The following is an 18,627-nucleotide window of genomic DNA, read 5'->3' as shown; positions in this document are numbered from 1 at the left end:
GCCACTTGACCTATTCTTGTGGTTAACACTAGAATATCGAACAATGTTCTAATTATTTTTTGCCTTTCTGCAAAAAAACTTATTTTGCATCATACCCACTTGATTTGGGCATATTACAATTAAGCAAAATAAGACTTATTCGATTAAGAGTAACTTTGATGGCAAGACGAAACGACCATACTCGTGAAGAGTTGGTAAGTATGACACTGGAGCAAGTCAAAAACTTTCTCGCTGAACACCCCCACCATGAACTTAGCCTGCGCAAGGTTGCGGCAATGATTGGCTATGTACCAAGTACATTGGTTAACGTGTTCGGCAACTACAACCTGCTACTGCTGCACGCTGTTGCTCAGACTCTTGATGAGCTGTTCGCGGAAGCAGAAGCAGAAATGAAAGAAGCCTCATCAGCGGAAGATGCCCTAAAGCGCCTTGCCTTTTGCTACCTTGACTTTGCCTCGCGAAACCCATACCGCTGGCAGTTGATTTTCCAACACACCATGAACGGTGAAGAACTGCCTGAGTGGCAGTCGGAACGTATCAACAACATGACAGGTATGCTGGAAACATTGATCCAACAGATCAACCCTCAGCTTAACAGTGATGAAACCCTTGAAGCGAGCCGAGTGATCTGGTCTGGCGTTCACGGTATCACCTTGCTGTCAGTTGATGACAAACTGTTCACCTCCGTTCCTGTCGATGGTAAAGCATTGATTAATAACCTACTAGGCACTTACCTTAATGCTTGGAAAGGCTAATTAGCAGCGTGTAATTATGCCGTATCTGGCCTTCTATGAGGCCAGATACTTATATTCTCATGTCAACAAATGATAGTGATAACGTCATTTTTCAACCCGCAATAGCTGCGGTGATGACTTTCGGTGATCAAATCGAACTCAGGCTAAAGTATTCATGTCAGATCAGTCTCGACTTCTAACCCAGCGGCGATTCCTGCCCTACTTCCTTACGCAAGCCTTCGGGGCCTTCAACGACAATGTCTACAAGAATGTCCTGCTTATCCTGATCGCCTTTGCGGCACCTGGCACCCTGCCAGTCGACAGCGATCTGGTCATCAATCTGGCTGCGGGCTTATTCATTTTGCCTTTTTTCCTGTTTTCCGCGACCGCTGGTGTGATCACCGATAAGTATGACAAGGCCAGCATCATGCGGGTGGTCAAAATGGCTGAGATTGTCATTATGTCACTGGCGGCCTTTGCTTTTATCAGCGAAAACTACCTGATGTTGCTCATCCTCCTGTTCCTGATGGGTACCCAATCAGCATTTTTCGGCCCGGCGAAGTATGCCTTGCTACCCGAGCAACTCAAAAAAGAAGAACTGGTTTCGGGGAATGCTTTGGTCGAAACCGGCACCTTCCTCGCCATTCTTATCGGCACCCTGCTGGCCGGCGTCATCGCCAATGAAGAGCAGGCAGCCTATATCGCAGCAATCAGCGTGGTCAGTTTTGCGGTTATTGGCTATCTGTGTTCACAAGGGATCCCCTCGGTTAAACCGAGTAACCCCGATCTGAAATTCAAGTGGCAACCAATACGACAGACCCGCACAACGCTGGCTATTGCCCGCCAAGATAAAACCGTCTTCCAATGTATTTTGGGGATCAGCTGGTTCTGGTTCCTCGGTGCCAGCTACCTGACACAGTTTCCGAACTTTGCCAAACTGCACTTGGGGGGCAATGCCGCCTCAGTCTCCTTTCTACTGACTCTGTTTTCCATTGGCATCGCTATCGGTTCGCTACTTTGTGACCGGTTATCGGGCCATCGTATCGAGCCGGGGATAGTCCCGTTGGGCAGCATGGGGATCACTCTATTTGGTGCCGGACTGATGTTCAGCACGCCTAGTTCAATGCCTGAAACCCAATCCATTATCGAATTTGTCACCGACCCGCAACTACTTAGCGTATTTGTCTGCCTGACCATGCTGGGGGTATCTGGCGGGATCTTCATTGTGCCGCTGTATGCCATGATGCAACACCGAGCCAAGGAAACAGAGCGTGCCCAGGTGGTGGCTGCCAACAACATCTGGAATGCGATTTTCATGGTCATCAGCGCAATCAGCGGGATTGTGGTACTCGCAGTGCTGGAATTTACCATCCCGCAGTTCTTCCTGATCCTCTCGGTGCTGAACCTTGTCGTGGTGGCCTACATTTACGTTCAGACTCCCGACTTCTTCTGGCGCTTTATGGTTTGGCTGGTCAGTCATACCATGTACCGGGTAACCCATAAAAACTTAGCCAATATTCCAGAGAAAGGCGGTGTGCTGATTGTCTGCAACCATGTCAGCTATATGGATGCCCTGTTGCTCGCCGGCGCCTGTCCACGCCCTATCCGCTTCTTGATGGACAAGGACATTTACAGCTTGCCGATGATCCGAAGCTTCTGCCGTGCCTGTAAAGTGGTCCCTATTGACGCAACGGACAGAAGGTCGATCATGAAAGCCTTTGTCGATGTCAGCAAGCGTCTTGAGCGTGGTGATGTGGTCTGTGTTTTCCCTGAAGGTCAACTGACCTATGATGGCGAAATGGGGCCTTTCATGCGAGGTATCGATCTCATTATCAAGCGCTCTCCTGTTCCGGTCGTCCCTGTTGCAATTCAAGGGCTATGGGGCAGCTTCTTCAGCCGAGAAGGCGGTCGGGCATTACTGAAAATACCGAAACGTTTCTGGTCAAAAGTGACGATTGTTGCCGGTGAGCCTATTTCGCCTGAAGAGACTAACAGTAGCCATTTGCGTGAGGAAGTGCTGAATTTGCGGGGGGAAAATCGATGAATATCCTAGTTGTTAGTTCCCAAAAGAGCTAAAATTCGATATGTTAGTCGGCTTTATCAACGCACTGTCAGCACTCTCATCAACCCCTTGGTTCATTGGTTTGAGAAACGTTACGCTAGTCCAAATCATTAAGCCCTAGAACAGTTCAGTATTAATTTACAACTAATTTTTTGGGATATGACCGTGCTTAGACATAGTGCAACTAAAGATAAAAAGAATAAAAGCTTAGGTTTAGACAGGTATACATATGAAAAAAGCTGTTATATTAAATGATACTGCATTTGAATCGCATCATGGTTGTGAAACAGTTGTAAAGAACATAAAGGAGCTTTTACTTAAAAATGGAATAAAAACTATAGACACTCACCCAGTGGGAAAACCATGGGTCGAGAATAAAAGCTTTATAGTTAGTATGTCTCAAGCTGATATTGTCATTGTTAATGGTGAAGGAACTTTACACCACTCACAACCCAGAGCTAAAGACCTAATATCAGTTGGAAATTATGTTAAGGAAAAATTAAATATACCTGTAGTACTTATTAATTCCACATGTCAAGAAAATAACAGTGAAATTATTGAGAGTATAAAGTGCTATGATTTAATTTTTGTACGAGAAAGCTTAAGTCAGCAAGAATTAGCCAAGTATGATATAAAGTCAAAAGTAGTCCCAGACATGTCATTTTACTCTAAGTATGACTTGTCAAAAAAAGAAACTACCGGGAGAGTAGGTATTACAGATAGTGTCTATTTCGACTTAAGTGAGAAATTGTATCTTTTAAGTTTAAAAGAAGGATATGAATTCTTGCCAGCTAAAACGAACAGTAAAATTAGAAAAATTACTGTTAATTCTTTATTTAAACATGCTGAATCTAATTTATTCAAAGCAATAAGGTACCCATTTCACAAGCTAAAACTAATTAAATTTAAATATAAAAAAATCAGAAAGTTTTACTATTTAAATGACTACGAAAGCTATGTTAATAAGATAGCTAGTTCAAAGTTTATGATAATTGCCAGATATCATTCTCTTTGTTTCGCATTAAAAACCCTAACACCATTTTTAGCATTAAAATCTAATTCTCATAAAATTGAAGGTATTTTATCAGATGTCGGTATTGATAAATCAAGAATCGTATCTGAACCAGAGGTAGCCTCTTCAACATTTAAAGAACTTACTTCAGAAGAGGAGTCAAATATTTTAAAATATATAAATGAGGCACCTAGAAAGATAGAGGGTATGTTCAAAGAGATCAATAGCTTGATTGATAAATAACGATAGCATTCTGTCAAGGTGTTATTACCCTACACCTCTTTAATATATCAAGCTGATAAACCGAACCTTTTCTCGATTTATCATTATAAATAGCCATTCCAAATAGCAAGTAAAACTTGGGTTCGTGAAGTCGCTGTCACTTCCTCATAATTACAGTAGCAGTTAAGGCCCGAGGTGATCACCTCGGGCTTTTTTATTTGGGGGAAGATTAGTGTTGTTCAGTCAGCCATTGTGCAAGCTGCTTGCGAGATATTTTGATCCCCCCAGCACAAAGATGTGAAGGCAAAAGCAAATATTTCACCGGACGGCACAGGCCCATCACCTGTTGCTTCATGTAACCGTCTAAATCCTCATTTAGCGTTTCATCAAGTTCCGGTGAGGTAGACACGATAGCGACGGGGCGTTGCCCGTACTCCTTGTCTGCCATCGGCAGGACAAAGGCCTGATCGACCGCAGGGTGAGACAATAGCACTTTCTCAATCTCTTCCGGCTGGATATTCTCGCCACCGGAGATGAACATATTGTCTTTACGGCCAAGGATGAACAACTCTTCATCATGCCAACTGGCGAGATCTTTGGTCGCAAACCACTCCTGTTCAGAAAAAGGAAAGATAGTCCGATTACGGTAATACCCCATCCCCGACGCTTTCCCCTTCACCAGCACCTCGCCATCTTTGAGCATCAGCTCACGGTGTGGCAAAACAGCACCGACGCCAGCACTTGTATCGGCCAGCTTGGCCGTTACTGTCGAGGCCATTTCGGTCATGCCATAGCCGCACCAACACTCGATACCGGCTTGCTTGGCACGCTCGGTCAGGCTGACCGGGATCACCGCCCCGCCCAGCAATACTCGCTTCAATGACAGAGATGAAGCACGGTTATTCTCCAGCACCCGCTGGAGCTGAGTCGGTACCAATGATGCGTGGGTAACTTTACCCAGTGCCACGTCCAAATCCTGCGAGGAGGCAACAACAAGTTTCGCGCCGCGATATAACCAACGCCAAACAATCGCCATACCGGAGATATGAAATAGCGGCAATGACAACAGCCAGCTATCCTCACCATCAAATGCCATCCACTGAAGCAAACCTGCGGCACTGGCCAAATGGCTCTGGGCATTATGCACCACCGCTTTGGGATGACCGGTCGACCCCGAAGTCATGGTCAGGGTCGCCGCGCGAGATGCTTGCCAGGTGACCGGCACCATTCGCGGCGTTTGTGGTGGAAGCAGCTGTAACCGATGAGGCAACGCTTGTTGACCGGCTTGCTTGCTACCTTGGACACGGTCCAATGCGGCACCGGATTTGGCCGGATACCAAATAAAGTCACACTCAAGCAGTGCCAGTTGGTTGGAGAGCGCTTGCTGGCTCAAATGCGGGTTAAGCCCGACATAGCGGGCCCCGGTTCGCAAGATGGCTAACAATAACCAGATCACCGATACCGAGTTAGGGGCGACGACAGCCACCAGCTGATCACGCTTCAAGCCCTGCTCAACCAAGCCTTTGGCATATTCATCGACTTTTTCTGCCAATTCAGCCCAGCTAAATTGCTGCTCGTCAAACGAGAGAGCGACCGAAGACGGCCGCTCTTTTGCCCAGTGTTGCCATGGCCAAGTGGAAAACGTCACGTCCGCGACGGCCTCCACATGAACAGTCTTTCTTATTTCGACCATGCCACATCCAGATCAGACAAGGTTTTCAGCGGCAACTCACAATGAGGCCATGGAGTCTCCAGCTGGCTGAGGAACAACTGCATGGTATCAAGGCCAGGGATCACATCTGGCGTTTGCCATTCGGCAAAACGGGCTAGCTGGTTCAAGCCAAGGCTGCTTTCCATGCTTGAGCTGATCACCGCTGTCAAGCCTTGTTCGTTCGCCTGTTTAACCAGTTCGATACAGCGCTGTACACTACCGATCAGTGTCGGCTTAATCACAATTGCTACCACGCCCGGTTCAGCTTTTACCTCGAAGCCCTCATCACGCACGGTTTCATCCCAAGCAATATTAATGCCGGTTTCCTGCGCAAAGGCCAAGCTATCGGCTGGCGACTGGCAAGGCTCCTCAAGAAACGCGATACCACCTCGGTTCTCCGGTTTCATGTATTTGGCAAACTGCTGGGCTTTCAGTGGTGTCCACTGGCGGTTGGCATCCAAACGCAGGCGGATCCCCGGAATGGAGTCGACAAACATATTTGCGACCATGCCATCGCGCACGGCTTCGTACATGCCGACTTTGATTTTGGCCACTTTCTCGCCCGGCATGTCATTCAAGGCAATCACCAGATCATCGGGATCCCCCGCACAAAGCGGAGCAACCGTATAGTTACCGGCTTGTGGCAAGCCACCTTGAAGTTCAAGCTCTGCCATGCTCAGACCAAACGCCACAGATGGAAGCGCTTTTTCTAAATCGATCGCCTGACCTGATACCCACTGCTCCAGCAATGCTTGCGCCTGCTCGCCAGCTTGCTCTGCACTCTCTTGGCTAAACTCAGGCAATGGCGCGATTTCACCGTAGCCTTTTTGATCGCCGTCCTGCAGCTCAACAATCCAGCCGTCGCGATTCACCAATCGCTGGGTACGCAGGATCACACCGGAGTCCATAGGAAGCTGGTATTGGTATAGTTTCGCGCTACGCATCATAAAACTCCATCTGCCTTATTCTTAAAAGAATAAGCTTAAAATAATCTGCTTAAAATAAAATTGTCTACTGCTCTGGCAAAAGCATATGGCTGTTCAGCATGAACATTATGGCCGGCGCCTTCAATTATCTGGTAAGACAAACCGGAGCCTTCGGCCAGACGCGTAAACTTTTGATCTTGCTCTCCGCAAAGATAATGTACCGGTATGGTTAACCCGGTTAACTGAGACTGCAGGAGAGGTTGTTTGGCTAACGATGTAGCCAGCAACATATGTGCTATAGAAACACCAAGGTTATCACTGCGCTTGGCGATCAAACCTTGTCTTTGGTCATGATTCAAAGATGAAAAAACCGGTTGCCGGTACCAATCGGCCAGCACATCAACAATGGGCTGGGAAGCAAATCGTTGCGCCCAGCGCTGATCATTGTCCAACCTTGCAGCCCGCTCACTTTGCGGTAGCCCGAAATGCCCGCCTTCCAAAACCAAACCAACCAGTTTTGCTTTCTGTTCAACATCCTGATGGCAGGCATGATACATCGCCACCCTCGCGCCGAGTGAGTAGCCAATCAGGATATAGCGCGTCACTCCGCGCGCGCTCAAGGTCTCGGTTAGCCATTGGCTGGCTTGAGCGAAACCTTGCTGATCGCGGTCTTCAGTTTGCACTAATCGGCTATGGCCATGGCCGGGCAAATCGACGGTCAGGCAGGGATACTTCCCGCTCAGTTGATTAACGACCTGTAACCAGTCGCGGCCAGCCCCCAATAAGCCATGCACAAACACCAGTGTAGGTAGAGACGGTTCCGCTTGGGGGCTTAGGTCCTGATCTTTGGGATCGGGAGCTTTTGCATAAAAGGTTTCAGAGTAAAGTCGCATGCTTGATCTCGCTAAATATCGCGCGCAGCAATTGGCCACTTTCCCCGGCTGGAGTCTGCACTTCAACCAGTGTCGCTCCTGCCGTCGCCAACCCCTTTTCAACAGCCTGCTTGGCATCATCCAGTGTCGTCGGGCAGGCATACCCTAACCCGAACATTGCTGCGGCATGAGCAAAACTTAGGCCATGGGGCATCCGGTATAAGCTGTCTTTCTGGCTATCCGGTACCGGCAGCAAATCAAAGATCGCCCCACCGTCGTTGTTGGTCACCAAAACCACAACCGGTTGCTCGACATTGTTAAGTAAGGCCAGTGAATTGAGATCATAAAGCAACGAAGTATCACCCAAGACACACAGCATCGACTGCTCATCGGCACGCTGCACACCGGCAGCCGTGGCTATCAAGCCATCGATACCCGATGCACCACGGTTAGCAAACGTCGCGGCTCTTGGCATGCGACCGCACATGTCCAACAAGCGGACAATCAGGCTATTGCCCAAAAACAGGCTTGTGTCTGGGCTGACCCAATCCATCACATTGGCGGCCAAGCTCACTTCATTAAGCGCGGTATACTTGTTTTGGATAGTGCTAAGGCAAAGGCTTGAAGCCTGTTTAAGGTTATCAGCCCAACCACTCGTATTTCCGCCGGTTGCATGTTCGGATAGAAGGGTGGCAAAGCTGACGGTATTGACCTGGATACGGGCCGTTGCCGCAAAGCTGGGATCAAGCGCTGCTGGCAATGGGTCCACCAGCCAGTAATGTTGCCAGTTTTTCGAGCCCAGTAACTGTCCCAATCGTTTGGACACCAAACGACCGCCAAACTGAATAATACTGTCCGCTTGCAACAAATGCTGACGACATGCCTCGTTTTGCAGCCAGACATCAAATCCGGCCCAGTCACTGCTACCACCGGCTTGCGGGTCGGCCAACAGCGGCCAACCAAGCGCCTGTGCCAGTTCACCAATAGCCACAAGTTCAGTCGGTGCTACCCGCCCTGCAATCACAATCCCTTTCTTACCTTGCATTGCTTGCCACTGCTCAGCATCGAGAGCAACGCCATTTCGCTCGGCATCAACATACTGGGTAAAGCGTGAATGGTTAGATTGCCAATATTGGACCGGTTGGAGATAGTCAGAAAAGTCGCCCTCCTCACCATAGAGCGGCTCGGGGTAATGGCAATTGAAATGGACTGCCCCACCACGTTGTGCCTGCTGGTACATGGCTTTATCTACGGTAGATAGCAGCCATACCGGACTGATATCTTGAGTCGGAGAAGGAATATCTTCAAATGCGGTGACATGGGTAGAGAAAATACCATGCTGACGGATAGCTTGGTTGGCCCCACAATCGATCAGCTCAACCGGGCGATCTGAAGTGAGCAATACTAGCTTTTCCCCAGTCAGGCCACTTTCGGCGACGGAAGGTAACAAGTTGGCCACGGCGGTACCGGATGTCACCACGACCGCGACAGGCTCATGGGTTGCTTTGGCAAGGCCAAGGGCCAAAAACCCCAGGCCACGCTCGTCAAAATGAGTATGAATGGCCAATTTGCCGTTTTTAGCGGCTGCCAGTGTCAGTGGTGTAGAGCGAGAGCCAGGGGCAATACAAATGTGCTTTACCCCATGGCGCACTAATTCTTCGAGCATCAGCCCTGCCCACAACTGGTTCAAGGCAGCTCTTGTCGAAACCCCATTGTTCATGCCGTCTGGCGCTCCCAATCAGGCTCATCACTGGCCAGTAAACTGCAAAGCGTCGATGTTTTACGATCCAGCTCTTTCCACTCACTGTCTGCCGTCGATCCCGGAACGATTCCGGCTCCGGCGAACAAGTGTAACTCGTCACCCATGATCAACGCACTGCGGATAGCGACACAGAATTCACTGCGACGCGCGCCCAGAAAACCGACCGCACCACTGTACCAACCACGGGCAAAGGGTTCATGCTCGCTGATAAAGTCCAACGCTTTATCCCTTGGCAGACCGGCAATGGCCGCCGTTGGCTGCAGGCTATCGAGCAGTTCCGAGTTTTCAACGCCGTCATTAAGCTGGGCATCGATTCCCCGCTTAAGGTGCTGGACCTTACGCAGGCGGATAAGCTCCGGCGTCTGAGCCACATTCATGCTGATACAACGGGGAACCAAACGGTCAACGATATCATCAACCACTAAGCGGTTTTCATAACGGTTCTTGTTGTCATCAAGCAGCCATTGCGCCAAGCGGTTATCTTCCGCCATGTCTACGCCACGGCCGATAGTACCGGCCAGCGCCTCGGTAAGCAGATCTTGCTCTTGGCGCAGGAACAACCGCTCCGGGGTAGAACCGACAAAACAATGCTTGGCATCAAGCGCCATCATGAAATGGAAGCTGTTATGGTTGTTGTCGCGGCTTGCTTTTAGCAGCTGGGCCGGTGAGACAGGCGTATCAAGGGTCAGGGTCGTTTTACGCGCCAAGACCACCTTCTCGAACACTTTCTGAGAAATGGCATCGAGGGCGTTGCCTATCATCTGTGACCACCCCGCGAAGTCGGGGCTATATGTCCGGCCTAAAATCTTACTGGTGATCTGCGGAACTTCAACCGTAGCAAGCGTGAGCTGGGCCAAAGCCTCAACCACTTTTCCTCGGCTCTCGGCAGACAGGTTCACCGCAATATTCCAGCCACCGTCCAAACGGAAGATCTCCAACAACGGCAGGAAGAAGAAAGAAGGCATGCATCGTCTGTTACGCTGGGTGCGACCATCAAATGAACGCCCCCCCCAAATACGCTGATCGTCCGCCAAGATTTTCTCGGCAGCTTTAGGATCGGTAAATGTTTTAATTTGCCCGAGCGCCACTACTTCCTCGCGACAGTCACGGGACTGCCAGTAAAACTTAGGAAACAGGGGTTGGGATTCCATCCAATCAATCAGATCGGTATTGGCTGGCAGATCCAGCTTTACCGTGATTCGTTGAGTTGTTGGCGTGGATTGTCGAATTTTTTCAAGCAGTAACTCAACGGCTTTTTGTAACGCGGTCAAGGTAACCTCACTCAGCTCTCAAGCACAAAATTGGCTCATCCCTGGCTGATGGTAAATGGCTAATCAATTAGCATCTTTCGCCCTGTATGTGGTCCCCCAGCAAGTCACACAGCTGAAAGCAATAGACCACATACCGAATGTTCGCATTCTACCCCAGAACTCCCATTCTGACTAATAAAGTAATGACTCAACATGAATCTTCATATCTCATCACAATTCAAGACTCCGGCCCCATAATTACCGAGCTGAGCAGATAGCGGGCTAACGAGATATTATTTCGCCGTCAATTTCGACAATTCCGGCCCAAATAGCATCATTTTTTGCTGAAATCTCCAGCAATTCCCTGCAATGTAATATTTTATTCTACTCAAGGAGCTAAATACCCCCTGTTTCGCCAGCCAGCCAGTGGATCCCACCTGACAAGTTAGAATTTAATTATACAAACCACTATTTTACGCTACTTATTCCTGCAGGGTGTTTATTTATTACGGTTTTATAGTGTAATTTGTTGTAATTAACGGCTTGAAACAGGATACCACCACTAATGCAAAACATCGGGATGTCATCAAAACTCAACAATGTCTGTTACGACATTCGAGGTCCCGTTCTGAAGCATGCCAAACGCATGGAAGAGGAAGGGCATAAAATTCTCAAACTCAATATCGGCAACCCTGCGCCGTTCGGTTTTGATGCCCCTGATGAAATTCTGGTGGACGTGATCCGTAACCTGCCAACATCGCAAGGCTACTGTGATTCCAAGGGCATCTACTCAGCCCGAAAAGCGGTTGTCCAACATTACCAAAAACGCGGGATGCTTGATCTGGACGTAGAAGATGTCTATATCGGCAACGGGGTGTCCGAACTGATTGTGATGGCAATGCAAGCGCTGCTCAACAACAATGACGAAATGCTGGTGCCCTCTCCGGATTACCCGTTATGGACCGCCGCGGTATCACTGTCTGGCGGCAAAGCTGTACACTATACCTGCGACGAGCAATCCGACTGGTATCCAGACCTCGACGATATCCGTAGCAAAATCACCCCGAATACCCGCGGTATTGTGCTGATCAACCCAAACAACCCAACAGGAGCGGTTTACAGCCGGGACTTCCTGCTGGAGGTGGTGGAGATTGCCCGCCAGCACAAGCTGATCATTTTTGCCGATGAGATCTATGACAAGATCTTATATGAAGGTGCCCAGCACACCTCGATTGCCCCGCTGGCCGAAGACGTATTCTGTGTGACCTTCAACGGCCTATCCAAGTCGTATCGGGTATGTGGTTTCCGTGCCGGTTGGATGGTCTTGTCCGGCCCGAAGCATGTCGCGAAAAGTTATATCGAGGGGCTTGAGATGCTCTCATCGATGCGATTGTGTGCCAATGTGCCGATGCAACATGCCATCCAAACCGCACTCGGTGGCTACCAGAGTATCAACGAGCTGATCTTGCCGGGCGGCCGTTTGCTGGAACAGCGTGATCGTGCCTATGACTTACTGACATCGATCCCGGGCGTCTCCTGCGTGAAGCCCAAAGGGGCTTTGTACCTGTTCCCGAAACTGGATCAGAAGAAATTCAACATTATCGATGACCAGCGTTTCGCTTTGGACTTCCTCCAGCAGGAGAAAGTACTGGTCGTCCATGGTACCGGCTTCAACTGGAAGCAACCTGATCACTTCCGCATCGTTACCCTGCCTCGGGTCGACGACTTGGAGATGGCAATGGGACGCCTGGAGCGCTTCCTGCACGGTTACCGCCAGTAACGTGGCGATTGGCGATTGGCGATTGGCGATTGGCGATTGGCGATTGGCGATTGGCGATTGGCGATTGGCGATTGGCGATTGGCGATTGGCGATTGGCGATTGGCGATTGGCGATTCAGAAAACTATAGGGCAGGATGTCGAAATCAACCCCCTGCCCTTTTACTTAACAAATAACAGATTTTGGGCTCTTTTACCCAGAGCCTCTGGCCGCTCTTGCCCCTAGCCTCTAGCCTCTAGCCTGCTTCCCAACATTTTATCGTTTGCTTCGAGATAAATTCTGTTACCTTTAAAAGATATTTCATTTTGTATCCAGCCCTCACCGCCAAGAAGTATCACTATGAAACAAAGCCATTTTTTTGCTCATCTTGCCCGAATGAAACTGATCCAGCGCTGGCCGTTAATGCGCTGCGTCGAAACCGAAAATATTTCAGAGCATAGCCTTCAGGTCGCTTTTGTCGCCCATGCCCTCGCTTTGATCAAAAACCGTAAATTCGGCGGCAATACCAACCCTGAACGCATCGCACTACTGGCCATGTTCCACGACTGCAGTGAAGTGCTGACCGGGGATATGCCCACGCCTATCAAGTACTACAATCCGGCCATTGCCGAGGAGTACAAAAAGATAGAGCTTGCCGCCGAGAAGAAGTTACTGTCAATGCTGCCCGAAGAGTTCCGTGATGACTACGCCCCGCTGCTCGATAGCCATCAGGTAGACAAAGACGACTATGCTATCGTCAAGCAAGCCGACAGCCTGTGTGCTTACCTAAAATGCCTCGAAGAGCTCAATGCGGGAAACCACGAATTCACCTCGGCCAAGAATAACCTTGAGCAGACCCTGAATGCCCGAACAACTCCAGAAATGGAGTATTTCCTGAAGACGTTTGTCGACAGCTTCAACCTGACCCTTGATGAGATCAGCTAATGACAGTTATCTCCCTCCCACCTGAATTCAGCCAACAATGGGAAACACGCAAAAGCAATGAGCAGAAAATGCGGCGCAACGACCACCGCTCGGCGTACCAGCGTGACCGTGCCAGGATCCTTCATTCCGCCGCGTTTCGGCGGCTGCAGGCGAAAACCCAGGTCCACGGTGCCGGGCATCATGACTTCTACCGCACCCGTCTGACCCACTCACTGGAAGCATCACAAATTGGCACCGGTATTGTGGCGCAGTTGAAGATAAAACAACCGGAATTTCGTGACCTGTTGCCGTCTAACAGCCTGATGGAAAGCCTTTGTCTGGCTCACGATATCGGTCATCCCCCTTTCGGTCATGGCGGTGAAGTCGCCCTTAACTACATGATGCGAGAGCACGGTGGGTTCGAGGGAAACGCCCAGACATTTCGGATCGTCACCCTGCTCGAACCGTATACCGAGCAGTTCGGTATGAACCTGTCACGGCGAACCTTACTCGGACTTCTCAAATACCCCGCTTTTATCAGCCATACCCGGGCGACAGAGATCCCCGCGGATGTCCATCATTTCCGCCACCTCAAGGCCAAGGACTGGTATCCCGCCAAAGGCATTTACAACGATGACAGTACAACCTTTGACTGGGTATTGGCCCCCTTATCCGACCATGACTGCCAGCTCTTCGGCCAAATGCGCGGTGAGCGCCCCAAGCCGAGTGAGCACCTGAAGACGCGTTTCAAATCCTTGGATTGCTCTATCATGGAGCTGGCCGATGATATTGCCTATGGCGTGCATGACCTGGAAGATGCAATTGTGATGGGGATTGTCACCCGCGAGCAATGGCAGGAAGTGGTTGCCAGCAAGCTGGCCGACTGCGGCGAACCGTGGTTGGAAGAGCGTATCGGGGTATTGAGTGACCAGTTGTTTGGCACCCACCACCAGCGCAAAGATGCGATAGGGGCGATGGTCAATGCCTTGCTGACCTCTATCCATATTGCCCCAACGATCCAAAATGGCATCGATAGTTTCGAGGCACCACTATTACAATGGAATGCGTTCTTATCTGAACCGATGGAGCTGGTACTTGACGTGCTCAAACAGTTTGTCAGCCAATATGTGGTCCATAAGCCCGATATCCAATTACTGGAATACAAAGGCCAACAATTGGTGATGGAGTTATTCGAGGCCTTTGCGTCGGATCCCGAACGCTTGCTGCCGGAAAATACCCGTGAACGCTGGCGCCACAGCAATGACAAGGGAGAAAATGCCCACCGGATCATCGCCGATTATATCTCAGGCATGACCGATGGCTTTGCCCAGCGGCTATACAGCACCTTGTTCCACCCAACGTCCGCCAGCGGCATTGGGTTTCATGGAGGGGATTGAAAGTAGGAGCGAGAGCCTAGTTCCTTGATCCTAGAGGTAGAGCCCAGGGCCTAGGAACTCGCATCCAGGAACTAGGATCTATAGTTTTTTTCAAACACCCCTTGCGGCATCTGCTGGATCTGGAACTCGATCATCTGGTTGAACGCTTCGAGCAGCGGGGCGAATTTATCGTCGTCCCCTTCCAAGGCGCTCAGGGCGAGGTAGCCGGCCTCTACGGTCGACACGCCCTCTGATTTAGGCGATTTTCGAATACGGTAATTGCCCTGATCGACATGACCAAGCGCCACCGTGGGCAATTGCTGCAAGTTTGCCGATAGCTGCCACATTTTGTAGGCTTTCTTCCAAGTGCCATCAAGCAAAATCAATGTCCGCTTGGCTTGCATAGCGTGAGTTTGCTCAGCGCCAACAAGGCTCGAAATAGGCGCCGCTCCTTCTCCCGGATACACCACCCATGCCTGACGACCCTGTTCAGCCAGCAAATGGTTAATTTCCTCATGCTGTGAAAAGTCTTCCCCCACCCACAGTTTGGCGTTAGGAAGCGACAAGGTCAGGATCCTTGCGGTACCAATTGCACGCTTTACTTCCGATGGATGTTGTAAAATCCACAATTCAGTTTTAGCATCAAGCTGTTGGATCCAGCGGCAAATACATGCCTTGGTTGCTTTACCGCACTTTTCACAATATCGACTCATCGAGGTAGCCTTGTCTATTCGTATCTTCGTTTTCATTATCATCGCTATGATGACCGTTGCCCAATTACCCAGTATCCAGCCACTGCTGGTTTGGCTGCGCCCTGCTATCACGCATGGCGAAATTTGGCGGCTAGTCAGCGGGAACCTGACCCACACCAACTGGGCACACATGATAATGAACAGTCTCGGCTTGGCAATCATTACCTTCATCTTTCGCCGCTATCTTAGCGCAACACGCCTTGCCTTCCTGATCCTATCCACCGCAGGCTTTATTGGTGTGGCCTTGTGGTTCAGCCCGATGCACTGGTATGCAGGGCTATCAGGCGTACTCCACGGGGTATTTGCCTGGGGGGCGATACAAGATATCAAAGCAAAAGATAAACTCGGCTGGCTATTGCTGTTAGCCGTTATCGCCAAGGTAATATGGGAGCAGGTAGCAGGCGGTTCAGCCAGCTCAGCCGAGCTGATTGGTGCCAGAGTCGCTGTTGAAGCGCACTTGGCCGGTACGTTGGCCGGGGTGTTTTTTGCCGTTGCAGAAAATATAAAAAAGAAGATTGCCATTGATAATTAGTTGCACTTAGAATACACCTTTTCAGAGAATACTTGAGTATTTAAGATCAATCAGGATAAGTGTAGGTATTCCAATGTCATTATCGTCTGAAGCTTTGTACCGCATCAATATTTCACTGCCAACAGGTATCGTGAGAGTGGGCTCAAGAGGTAAATACAAATTCCCGCTCGAGGCAGCCAAGCGTATTGCCAAAGAGTATGAAGCTGATGGCTACCCGATCCACTTTTCACCGGCTAGGCCACGTTTTAGCTATCGTGCAAGCAAATAAACGGTACAACAAAGGAGAACAACTCACCTCTCTCCTTTGAAACTAAGCAGCCGCGCAATGTAATGATAAGCGGCTAATTATTGTAGCTTAATGCGTTCACGGTTTTTCTCAACCGTCGACGCGCCTATCCCCTTCACCTTACTCAACTCATCCGCTGACGAGAAAGGTCCGTTCGCGTTGCGGTATTCAATAATACTGGCCGCTTTGTCTGGCCCAATCCCCACCAATAACTTATCCAGCTCTTCTGCATTGGCATTATTGATATTTATGGTAATTTCAATTCCCTCATGACTATCACCATTGGCAGCAACGGGTAATGCCAAGCCGATGCCCAATGCAACAACCAACGACATAGATACGATAGTTTTTTTCATTATCTTTCTCCTTGTGTAATTCAGGAGTAAGGGTGGCGTTAGTCTGTCTGGCTGTACATGAGAAATATTATCCTTTGCACAAAAAAACGACGGGCCGCACAATGGCGGCCCGTCTAGCAACGTATTAGTTACACTTAATTCGTTGTTGTATCTAGCACAGGGTAAGACACCTTGGCAGCATTACGCAATACATCTAACGTTGCCATGACATCTTGCTGGGCATGCATTTGCTCAAGTTGTTGCGCCATCTGCGGGTCAACACCCTCAACATCCGCTTCAACCACTTTGTCCAACGCGATGATTAGCATATTACCAGCCGTATCACGGGTCACACCGTATACCGATGACTCTGCTGCAGGCTTGGCAAGACCAAACGCGACTTGGGCAACCAGGCGGTCAGCCCCCATACGGTTGATCAATTCAGGCTCAGAGAAGCTCAGGCCTTCATCCGCCAATACATCGGTACTGCCGGCACGCAAAGCAGCAACAAGCTCATCCGCCTTCGCGTTAGCCGCTTCCTCACCTTTAACAGCCGATAGCTGCTGCTTCACTTTCGCCGACACCTCGTCAAATGGCAGGACCATTTCTTCGCGAGAGTCATCGACACGCACAACAACAACATGCTCTGGACCGATCTCGATAATATCTGAGTTCAGGCCGTCTTCACGGACTTCAAGGCTGAACAACGCTTGCTGTACTGCAGGGTTGGCTAGCACGCCTGGCGCATCAAACTGGGAAATGAAATCCGTGGTCTGAATCGTCGCATCCACGGCTTGCGCAGCGTCTTCTAGTGAGTCAGGCATTTCGAATGCTTTCTCAGCCAGTTGAGTCTGAAGATCGTAGAACGCTTCTGCCGCGCGCTGCTCACGCAGCTCAGCAAGGATTTCATCGCGAACGTCAGCAAATGGTTTCACTGTCGGCTCTTTGATGTTGTCCAGTTTGATGATGTGGTAACCGAAGTCAGACTCAACAACACCAGAGATCTCACCGTTGTTCAGGGCAAATGCCGCCTCTTCAAACGTAGGATCCATCACACCACGCTCAAACCAATCCAGCTGACCGCCCTCTTTACCGCTGAAGGTATCATCAGAAGAGGTTTTCGCCAGTTCAGCAAAGTCAGCGCCGTTATTTAGCTCAGCCAACAGGTTTTCAATCTTGGTCTTCGCTTCGCTACCTTTGCCCTGAACCAAGATATGGCTTGCTTGGCGTTGCTCTGCAGTGCCATATTTGTTTTGGTTCTCGTCGTAGTATGCTTTCGCATCGTCTTCCGAAACGCTTAGCGTCTCTTTCAGGTTGGTACCTGACAATTCGATGTAAGCCGCTTTCACTTGATCTGGACGAGTAAACTGCAGCGGGTTCTGCTCATAGTAAGCCTGCGCTTCCTCGTCAGTCACCTCAGCCTTGTTGGTAAACTCAGCCACATTCAGTGTCAGGGTACGAATTTCACGCTCCTGACGCTCAAGCTTGGTCAGTGCCGCCACTTCGTTACCCAATGCAAAGTCACTGCCTTGGATAGCCAGCAACAACTGCTGACGAAGCAAATCAGTACGCATGGATTCCGCAAACATATCAGGCGTTAGACCCGAACGGCGAAGCAGAGCATTGTACTGCTCATTATTAAAGACACCATCACGCTGGAATTCAGGCATAGAAAGAATAACCTGAGTCACCTGCTGATCGCTGATACGCAGACCAAGTTCATTGGCACGCTGTTCGATCAACAGGTCATTGACCATGCGATCTAGCACACTGCGGCGGAACTGCTGTACGTAAGCAGGATCACCCATCAGGGTCGAGAAATAATCGCCCAGTTGTGCCTGCATGCGGTTACGTTCGTTCTGGTAAGCCATTTCGAACTCGCGCTGGCTAATCTCGCGATCGTCCACTTTCGCAGCAACTTGCTCGTTTCCGCCAGCAAGGTAACTACCTACCCCTGCAAAAACAAAAGAAAAAATAATCAGACCAAGAATAATCTTGACCCAAATACTGCTCGCGCCTTCGCGCATACGCTCCATCATAATTTGCCGTATCTCCTACCTATTCGATTTGGCATGGTAATACCAACCTGGGATAAGCCTAAAAGACTGGTGAAG

At 49.7% G+C, this 18,627-nt stretch carries 16 protein-coding genes; 8 read left to right on the top strand and 8 right to left on the bottom strand.

Annotated elements, in window-relative coordinates; all coding sequences use genetic code 11:
* Nucleotides 1-158: 158 nt before the first annotated feature.
* The 3 genes from C9I99_RS13615 (at nucleotide 159) to C9I99_RS13605 (ending at nucleotide 4,051) form a co-directional block, all read left to right on the top strand.
* On the top strand, nucleotides 159-755 hold the full coding sequence (locus C9I99_RS13615) for a TetR/AcrR family transcriptional regulator (RefSeq protein WP_107349438.1): 597 nt from the start codon (nucleotides 159-161) through the stop codon (nucleotides 753-755).
* Between the two features lie 154 nt (nucleotides 756-909).
* Nucleotides 910-2,778 (top strand): MFS transporter, encoded by a 1,869-nt coding sequence (locus C9I99_RS13610; RefSeq protein ID WP_107349437.1) that lies wholly within the window; start codon nucleotides 910-912, stop codon nucleotides 2,776-2,778.
* Nucleotides 2,779-3,025: 247 nt separating this feature from the next.
* Entirely contained in the window at nucleotides 3,026-4,051 is a 1,026-nt protein-coding gene (locus C9I99_RS13605; protein ID WP_107349436.1) for a polysaccharide pyruvyl transferase family protein, read from the top strand.
* Between the two features lie 208 nt (nucleotides 4,052-4,259).
* Here C9I99_RS13605 and menE read toward each other — a convergent pair whose 3' ends face one another.
* The 5 genes from menE to C9I99_RS13580 are packed head-to-tail and all read right to left on the bottom strand — an operon-like array spanning nucleotide 4,260 to nucleotide 10,572.
* The gene (gene menE / locus C9I99_RS13600; protein WP_107349435.1) at nucleotides 4,260-5,723 is read right to left on the bottom strand and encodes an o-succinylbenzoate--CoA ligase; all 1,464 of its coding nucleotides are present in this window, start codon (nucleotides 5,721-5,723) and stop codon (nucleotides 4,260-4,262) included.
* The gene (menC, locus tag C9I99_RS13595) at nucleotides 5,711-6,685 is read right to left on the bottom strand and encodes an o-succinylbenzoate synthase (protein WP_107349434.1); all 975 of its coding nucleotides are present in this window, start codon (nucleotides 6,683-6,685) and stop codon (nucleotides 5,711-5,713) included. The genes menE and menC overlap by 13 nt, the downstream gene beginning before the upstream one ends.
* 38 nt (nucleotides 6,686-6,723) lie before the next feature.
* Nucleotides 6,724-7,560, bottom strand: coding sequence for a 2-succinyl-6-hydroxy-2,4-cyclohexadiene-1-carboxylate synthase (menH, locus tag C9I99_RS13590; RefSeq protein WP_107349433.1), 837 nt, complete (start codon nucleotides 7,558-7,560; stop codon nucleotides 6,724-6,726).
* Nucleotides 7,544-9,259, bottom strand: coding sequence for a 2-succinyl-5-enolpyruvyl-6-hydroxy-3-cyclohexene-1-carboxylic-acid synthase (gene menD / locus C9I99_RS13585; RefSeq protein ID WP_107349432.1), 1,716 nt, complete (start codon nucleotides 9,257-9,259; stop codon nucleotides 7,544-7,546). The genes menH and menD overlap by 17 nt, the downstream gene beginning before the upstream one ends.
* Nucleotides 9,256-10,572, bottom strand: coding sequence for an isochorismate synthase (locus tag C9I99_RS13580; protein ID WP_107349431.1), 1,317 nt, complete (start codon nucleotides 10,570-10,572; stop codon nucleotides 9,256-9,258). The genes menD and C9I99_RS13580 overlap by 4 nt, the downstream gene beginning before the upstream one ends.
* 544 nt (nucleotides 10,573-11,116) lie before the next feature.
* On the opposite strand from C9I99_RS13580, the gene C9I99_RS13575 reads away from it, so the two are divergent.
* From C9I99_RS13575 to C9I99_RS13560, 3 genes are all read left to right on the top strand, one after another.
* Nucleotides 11,117-12,331, top strand: a complete 1,215-nt coding sequence (locus C9I99_RS13575; protein ID WP_107349430.1) for a pyridoxal phosphate-dependent aminotransferase — start codon at nucleotides 11,117-11,119, stop codon at nucleotides 12,329-12,331.
* Between the two features lie 337 nt (nucleotides 12,332-12,668).
* The gene (gene yfbR / locus C9I99_RS13565; protein ID WP_107349429.1) at nucleotides 12,669-13,253 is read left to right on the top strand and encodes a 5'-deoxynucleotidase; all 585 of its coding nucleotides are present in this window, start codon (nucleotides 12,669-12,671) and stop codon (nucleotides 13,251-13,253) included.
* Nucleotides 13,253-14,629, top strand: a complete 1,377-nt coding sequence (locus tag C9I99_RS13560; protein ID WP_107349428.1) for an anti-phage deoxyguanosine triphosphatase — start codon at nucleotides 13,253-13,255, stop codon at nucleotides 14,627-14,629. Before yfbR ends, C9I99_RS13560 begins: the two co-directional genes overlap by 1 nt.
* Before the next feature lie 71 nt (nucleotides 14,630-14,700).
* Here the strand turns inward: C9I99_RS13560 and C9I99_RS13555 are convergent, their stop codons facing one another.
* A complete protein-coding gene (locus C9I99_RS13555) occupies nucleotides 14,701-15,321 on the bottom strand; it encodes a tRNA-uridine aminocarboxypropyltransferase (RefSeq protein WP_107349427.1) in 621 nt (206 codons plus the stop codon).
* 10 nt (nucleotides 15,322-15,331) lie between these two features.
* On the opposite strand from C9I99_RS13555, the gene rrtA reads away from it, so the two are divergent.
* Both rrtA and C9I99_RS13545 read left to right on the top strand, forming a co-directional pair.
* Nucleotides 15,332-15,892 (top strand): rhombosortase, encoded by a 561-nt coding sequence (gene rrtA, locus C9I99_RS13550; RefSeq protein WP_243734527.1) that lies wholly within the window; start codon nucleotides 15,332-15,334, stop codon nucleotides 15,890-15,892.
* A 73-nt stretch (nucleotides 15,893-15,965) separates the two neighbouring features.
* Nucleotides 15,966-16,160, top strand: a complete 195-nt coding sequence (locus tag C9I99_RS13545; RefSeq protein WP_107349426.1) for a hypothetical protein — start codon at nucleotides 15,966-15,968, stop codon at nucleotides 16,158-16,160.
* Nucleotides 16,161-16,237: 77 nt separating this feature from the next.
* Here C9I99_RS13545 and C9I99_RS13540 read toward each other — a convergent pair whose 3' ends face one another.
* Together C9I99_RS13540 and ppiD are read right to left on the bottom strand one after the other, a co-directional pair.
* Nucleotides 16,238-16,534 carry a ComEA family DNA-binding protein gene (locus C9I99_RS13540; protein ID WP_107349425.1) on the bottom strand — a complete coding sequence of 99 codons (297 nt, stop codon included), beginning with the start codon at nucleotides 16,532-16,534 and terminating at the stop codon, nucleotides 16,238-16,240.
* Nucleotides 16,535-16,668: 134 nt separating this feature from the next.
* A complete protein-coding gene (ppiD, locus tag C9I99_RS13535) occupies nucleotides 16,669-18,552 on the bottom strand; it encodes a peptidylprolyl isomerase (RefSeq protein WP_107349424.1) in 1,884 nt (627 codons plus the stop codon).
* Between the last annotated feature and the right edge of the window lie 75 nt (nucleotides 18,553-18,627).

The sequence above is a fragment of the Photobacterium lutimaris genome (genome assembly GCF_003025555.1).
In the GTDB taxonomy this organism is placed as follows: domain Bacteria; phylum Pseudomonadota; class Gammaproteobacteria; order Enterobacterales; family Vibrionaceae; genus Photobacterium; species Photobacterium lutimaris.
The sequence above is the reverse complement of the archived record's forward strand: the minus strand, read 5'-3'. Positions and strand labels throughout refer to the sequence as shown.

What these genes read in the sequence shown, in the direction of transcription:
- C9I99_RS13615 (WP_107349438.1), top strand. Translation starts at nt 159, where the DNA reads ATGGCAAGACGAAACGACCATACTCGTGAAGAGTTGGTAAGTATGACA.
- C9I99_RS13610 (WP_107349437.1), top strand. Translation starts at nt 910, where the DNA reads ATGTCAGATCAGTCTCGACTTCTAACCCAGCGGCGATTCCTGCCCTAC.
- C9I99_RS13605 (WP_107349436.1), top strand. Translation starts at nt 3,026, where the DNA reads ATGAAAAAAGCTGTTATATTAAATGATACTGCATTTGAATCGCATCAT.
- menE (WP_107349435.1), bottom strand. Translation starts at nt 5,723, where the DNA reads ATGGTCGAAATAAGAAAGACTGTTCATGTGGAGGCCGTCGCGGACGTG.
- menC (WP_107349434.1), bottom strand. Translation starts at nt 6,685, where the DNA reads ATGCGTAGCGCGAAACTATACCAATACCAGCTTCCTATGGACTCCGGT.
- menH (WP_107349433.1), bottom strand. Translation starts at nt 7,560, where the DNA reads ATGCGACTTTACTCTGAAACCTTTTATGCAAAAGCTCCCGATCCCAAA.
- menD (WP_107349432.1), bottom strand. Translation starts at nt 9,259, where the DNA reads ATGAACAATGGGGTTTCGACAAGAGCTGCCTTGAACCAGTTGTGGGCA.
- C9I99_RS13575 (WP_107349430.1), top strand. Translation starts at nt 11,117, where the DNA reads ATGCAAAACATCGGGATGTCATCAAAACTCAACAATGTCTGTTACGAC.
- yfbR (WP_107349429.1), top strand. Translation starts at nt 12,669, where the DNA reads ATGAAACAAAGCCATTTTTTTGCTCATCTTGCCCGAATGAAACTGATC.
- C9I99_RS13560 (WP_107349428.1), top strand. Translation starts at nt 13,253, where the DNA reads ATGACAGTTATCTCCCTCCCACCTGAATTCAGCCAACAATGGGAAACA.
- C9I99_RS13555 (WP_107349427.1), bottom strand. Translation starts at nt 15,321, where the DNA reads ATGAGTCGATATTGTGAAAAGTGCGGTAAAGCAACCAAGGCATGTATT.
- C9I99_RS13545 (WP_107349426.1), top strand. Translation starts at nt 15,966, where the DNA reads ATGTCATTATCGTCTGAAGCTTTGTACCGCATCAATATTTCACTGCCA.
- C9I99_RS13540 (WP_107349425.1), bottom strand. Translation starts at nt 16,534, where the DNA reads ATGAAAAAAACTATCGTATCTATGTCGTTGGTTGTTGCATTGGGCATC.
- ppiD (WP_107349424.1), bottom strand. Translation starts at nt 18,552, where the DNA reads ATGATGGAGCGTATGCGCGAAGGCGCGAGCAGTATTTGGGTCAAGATT.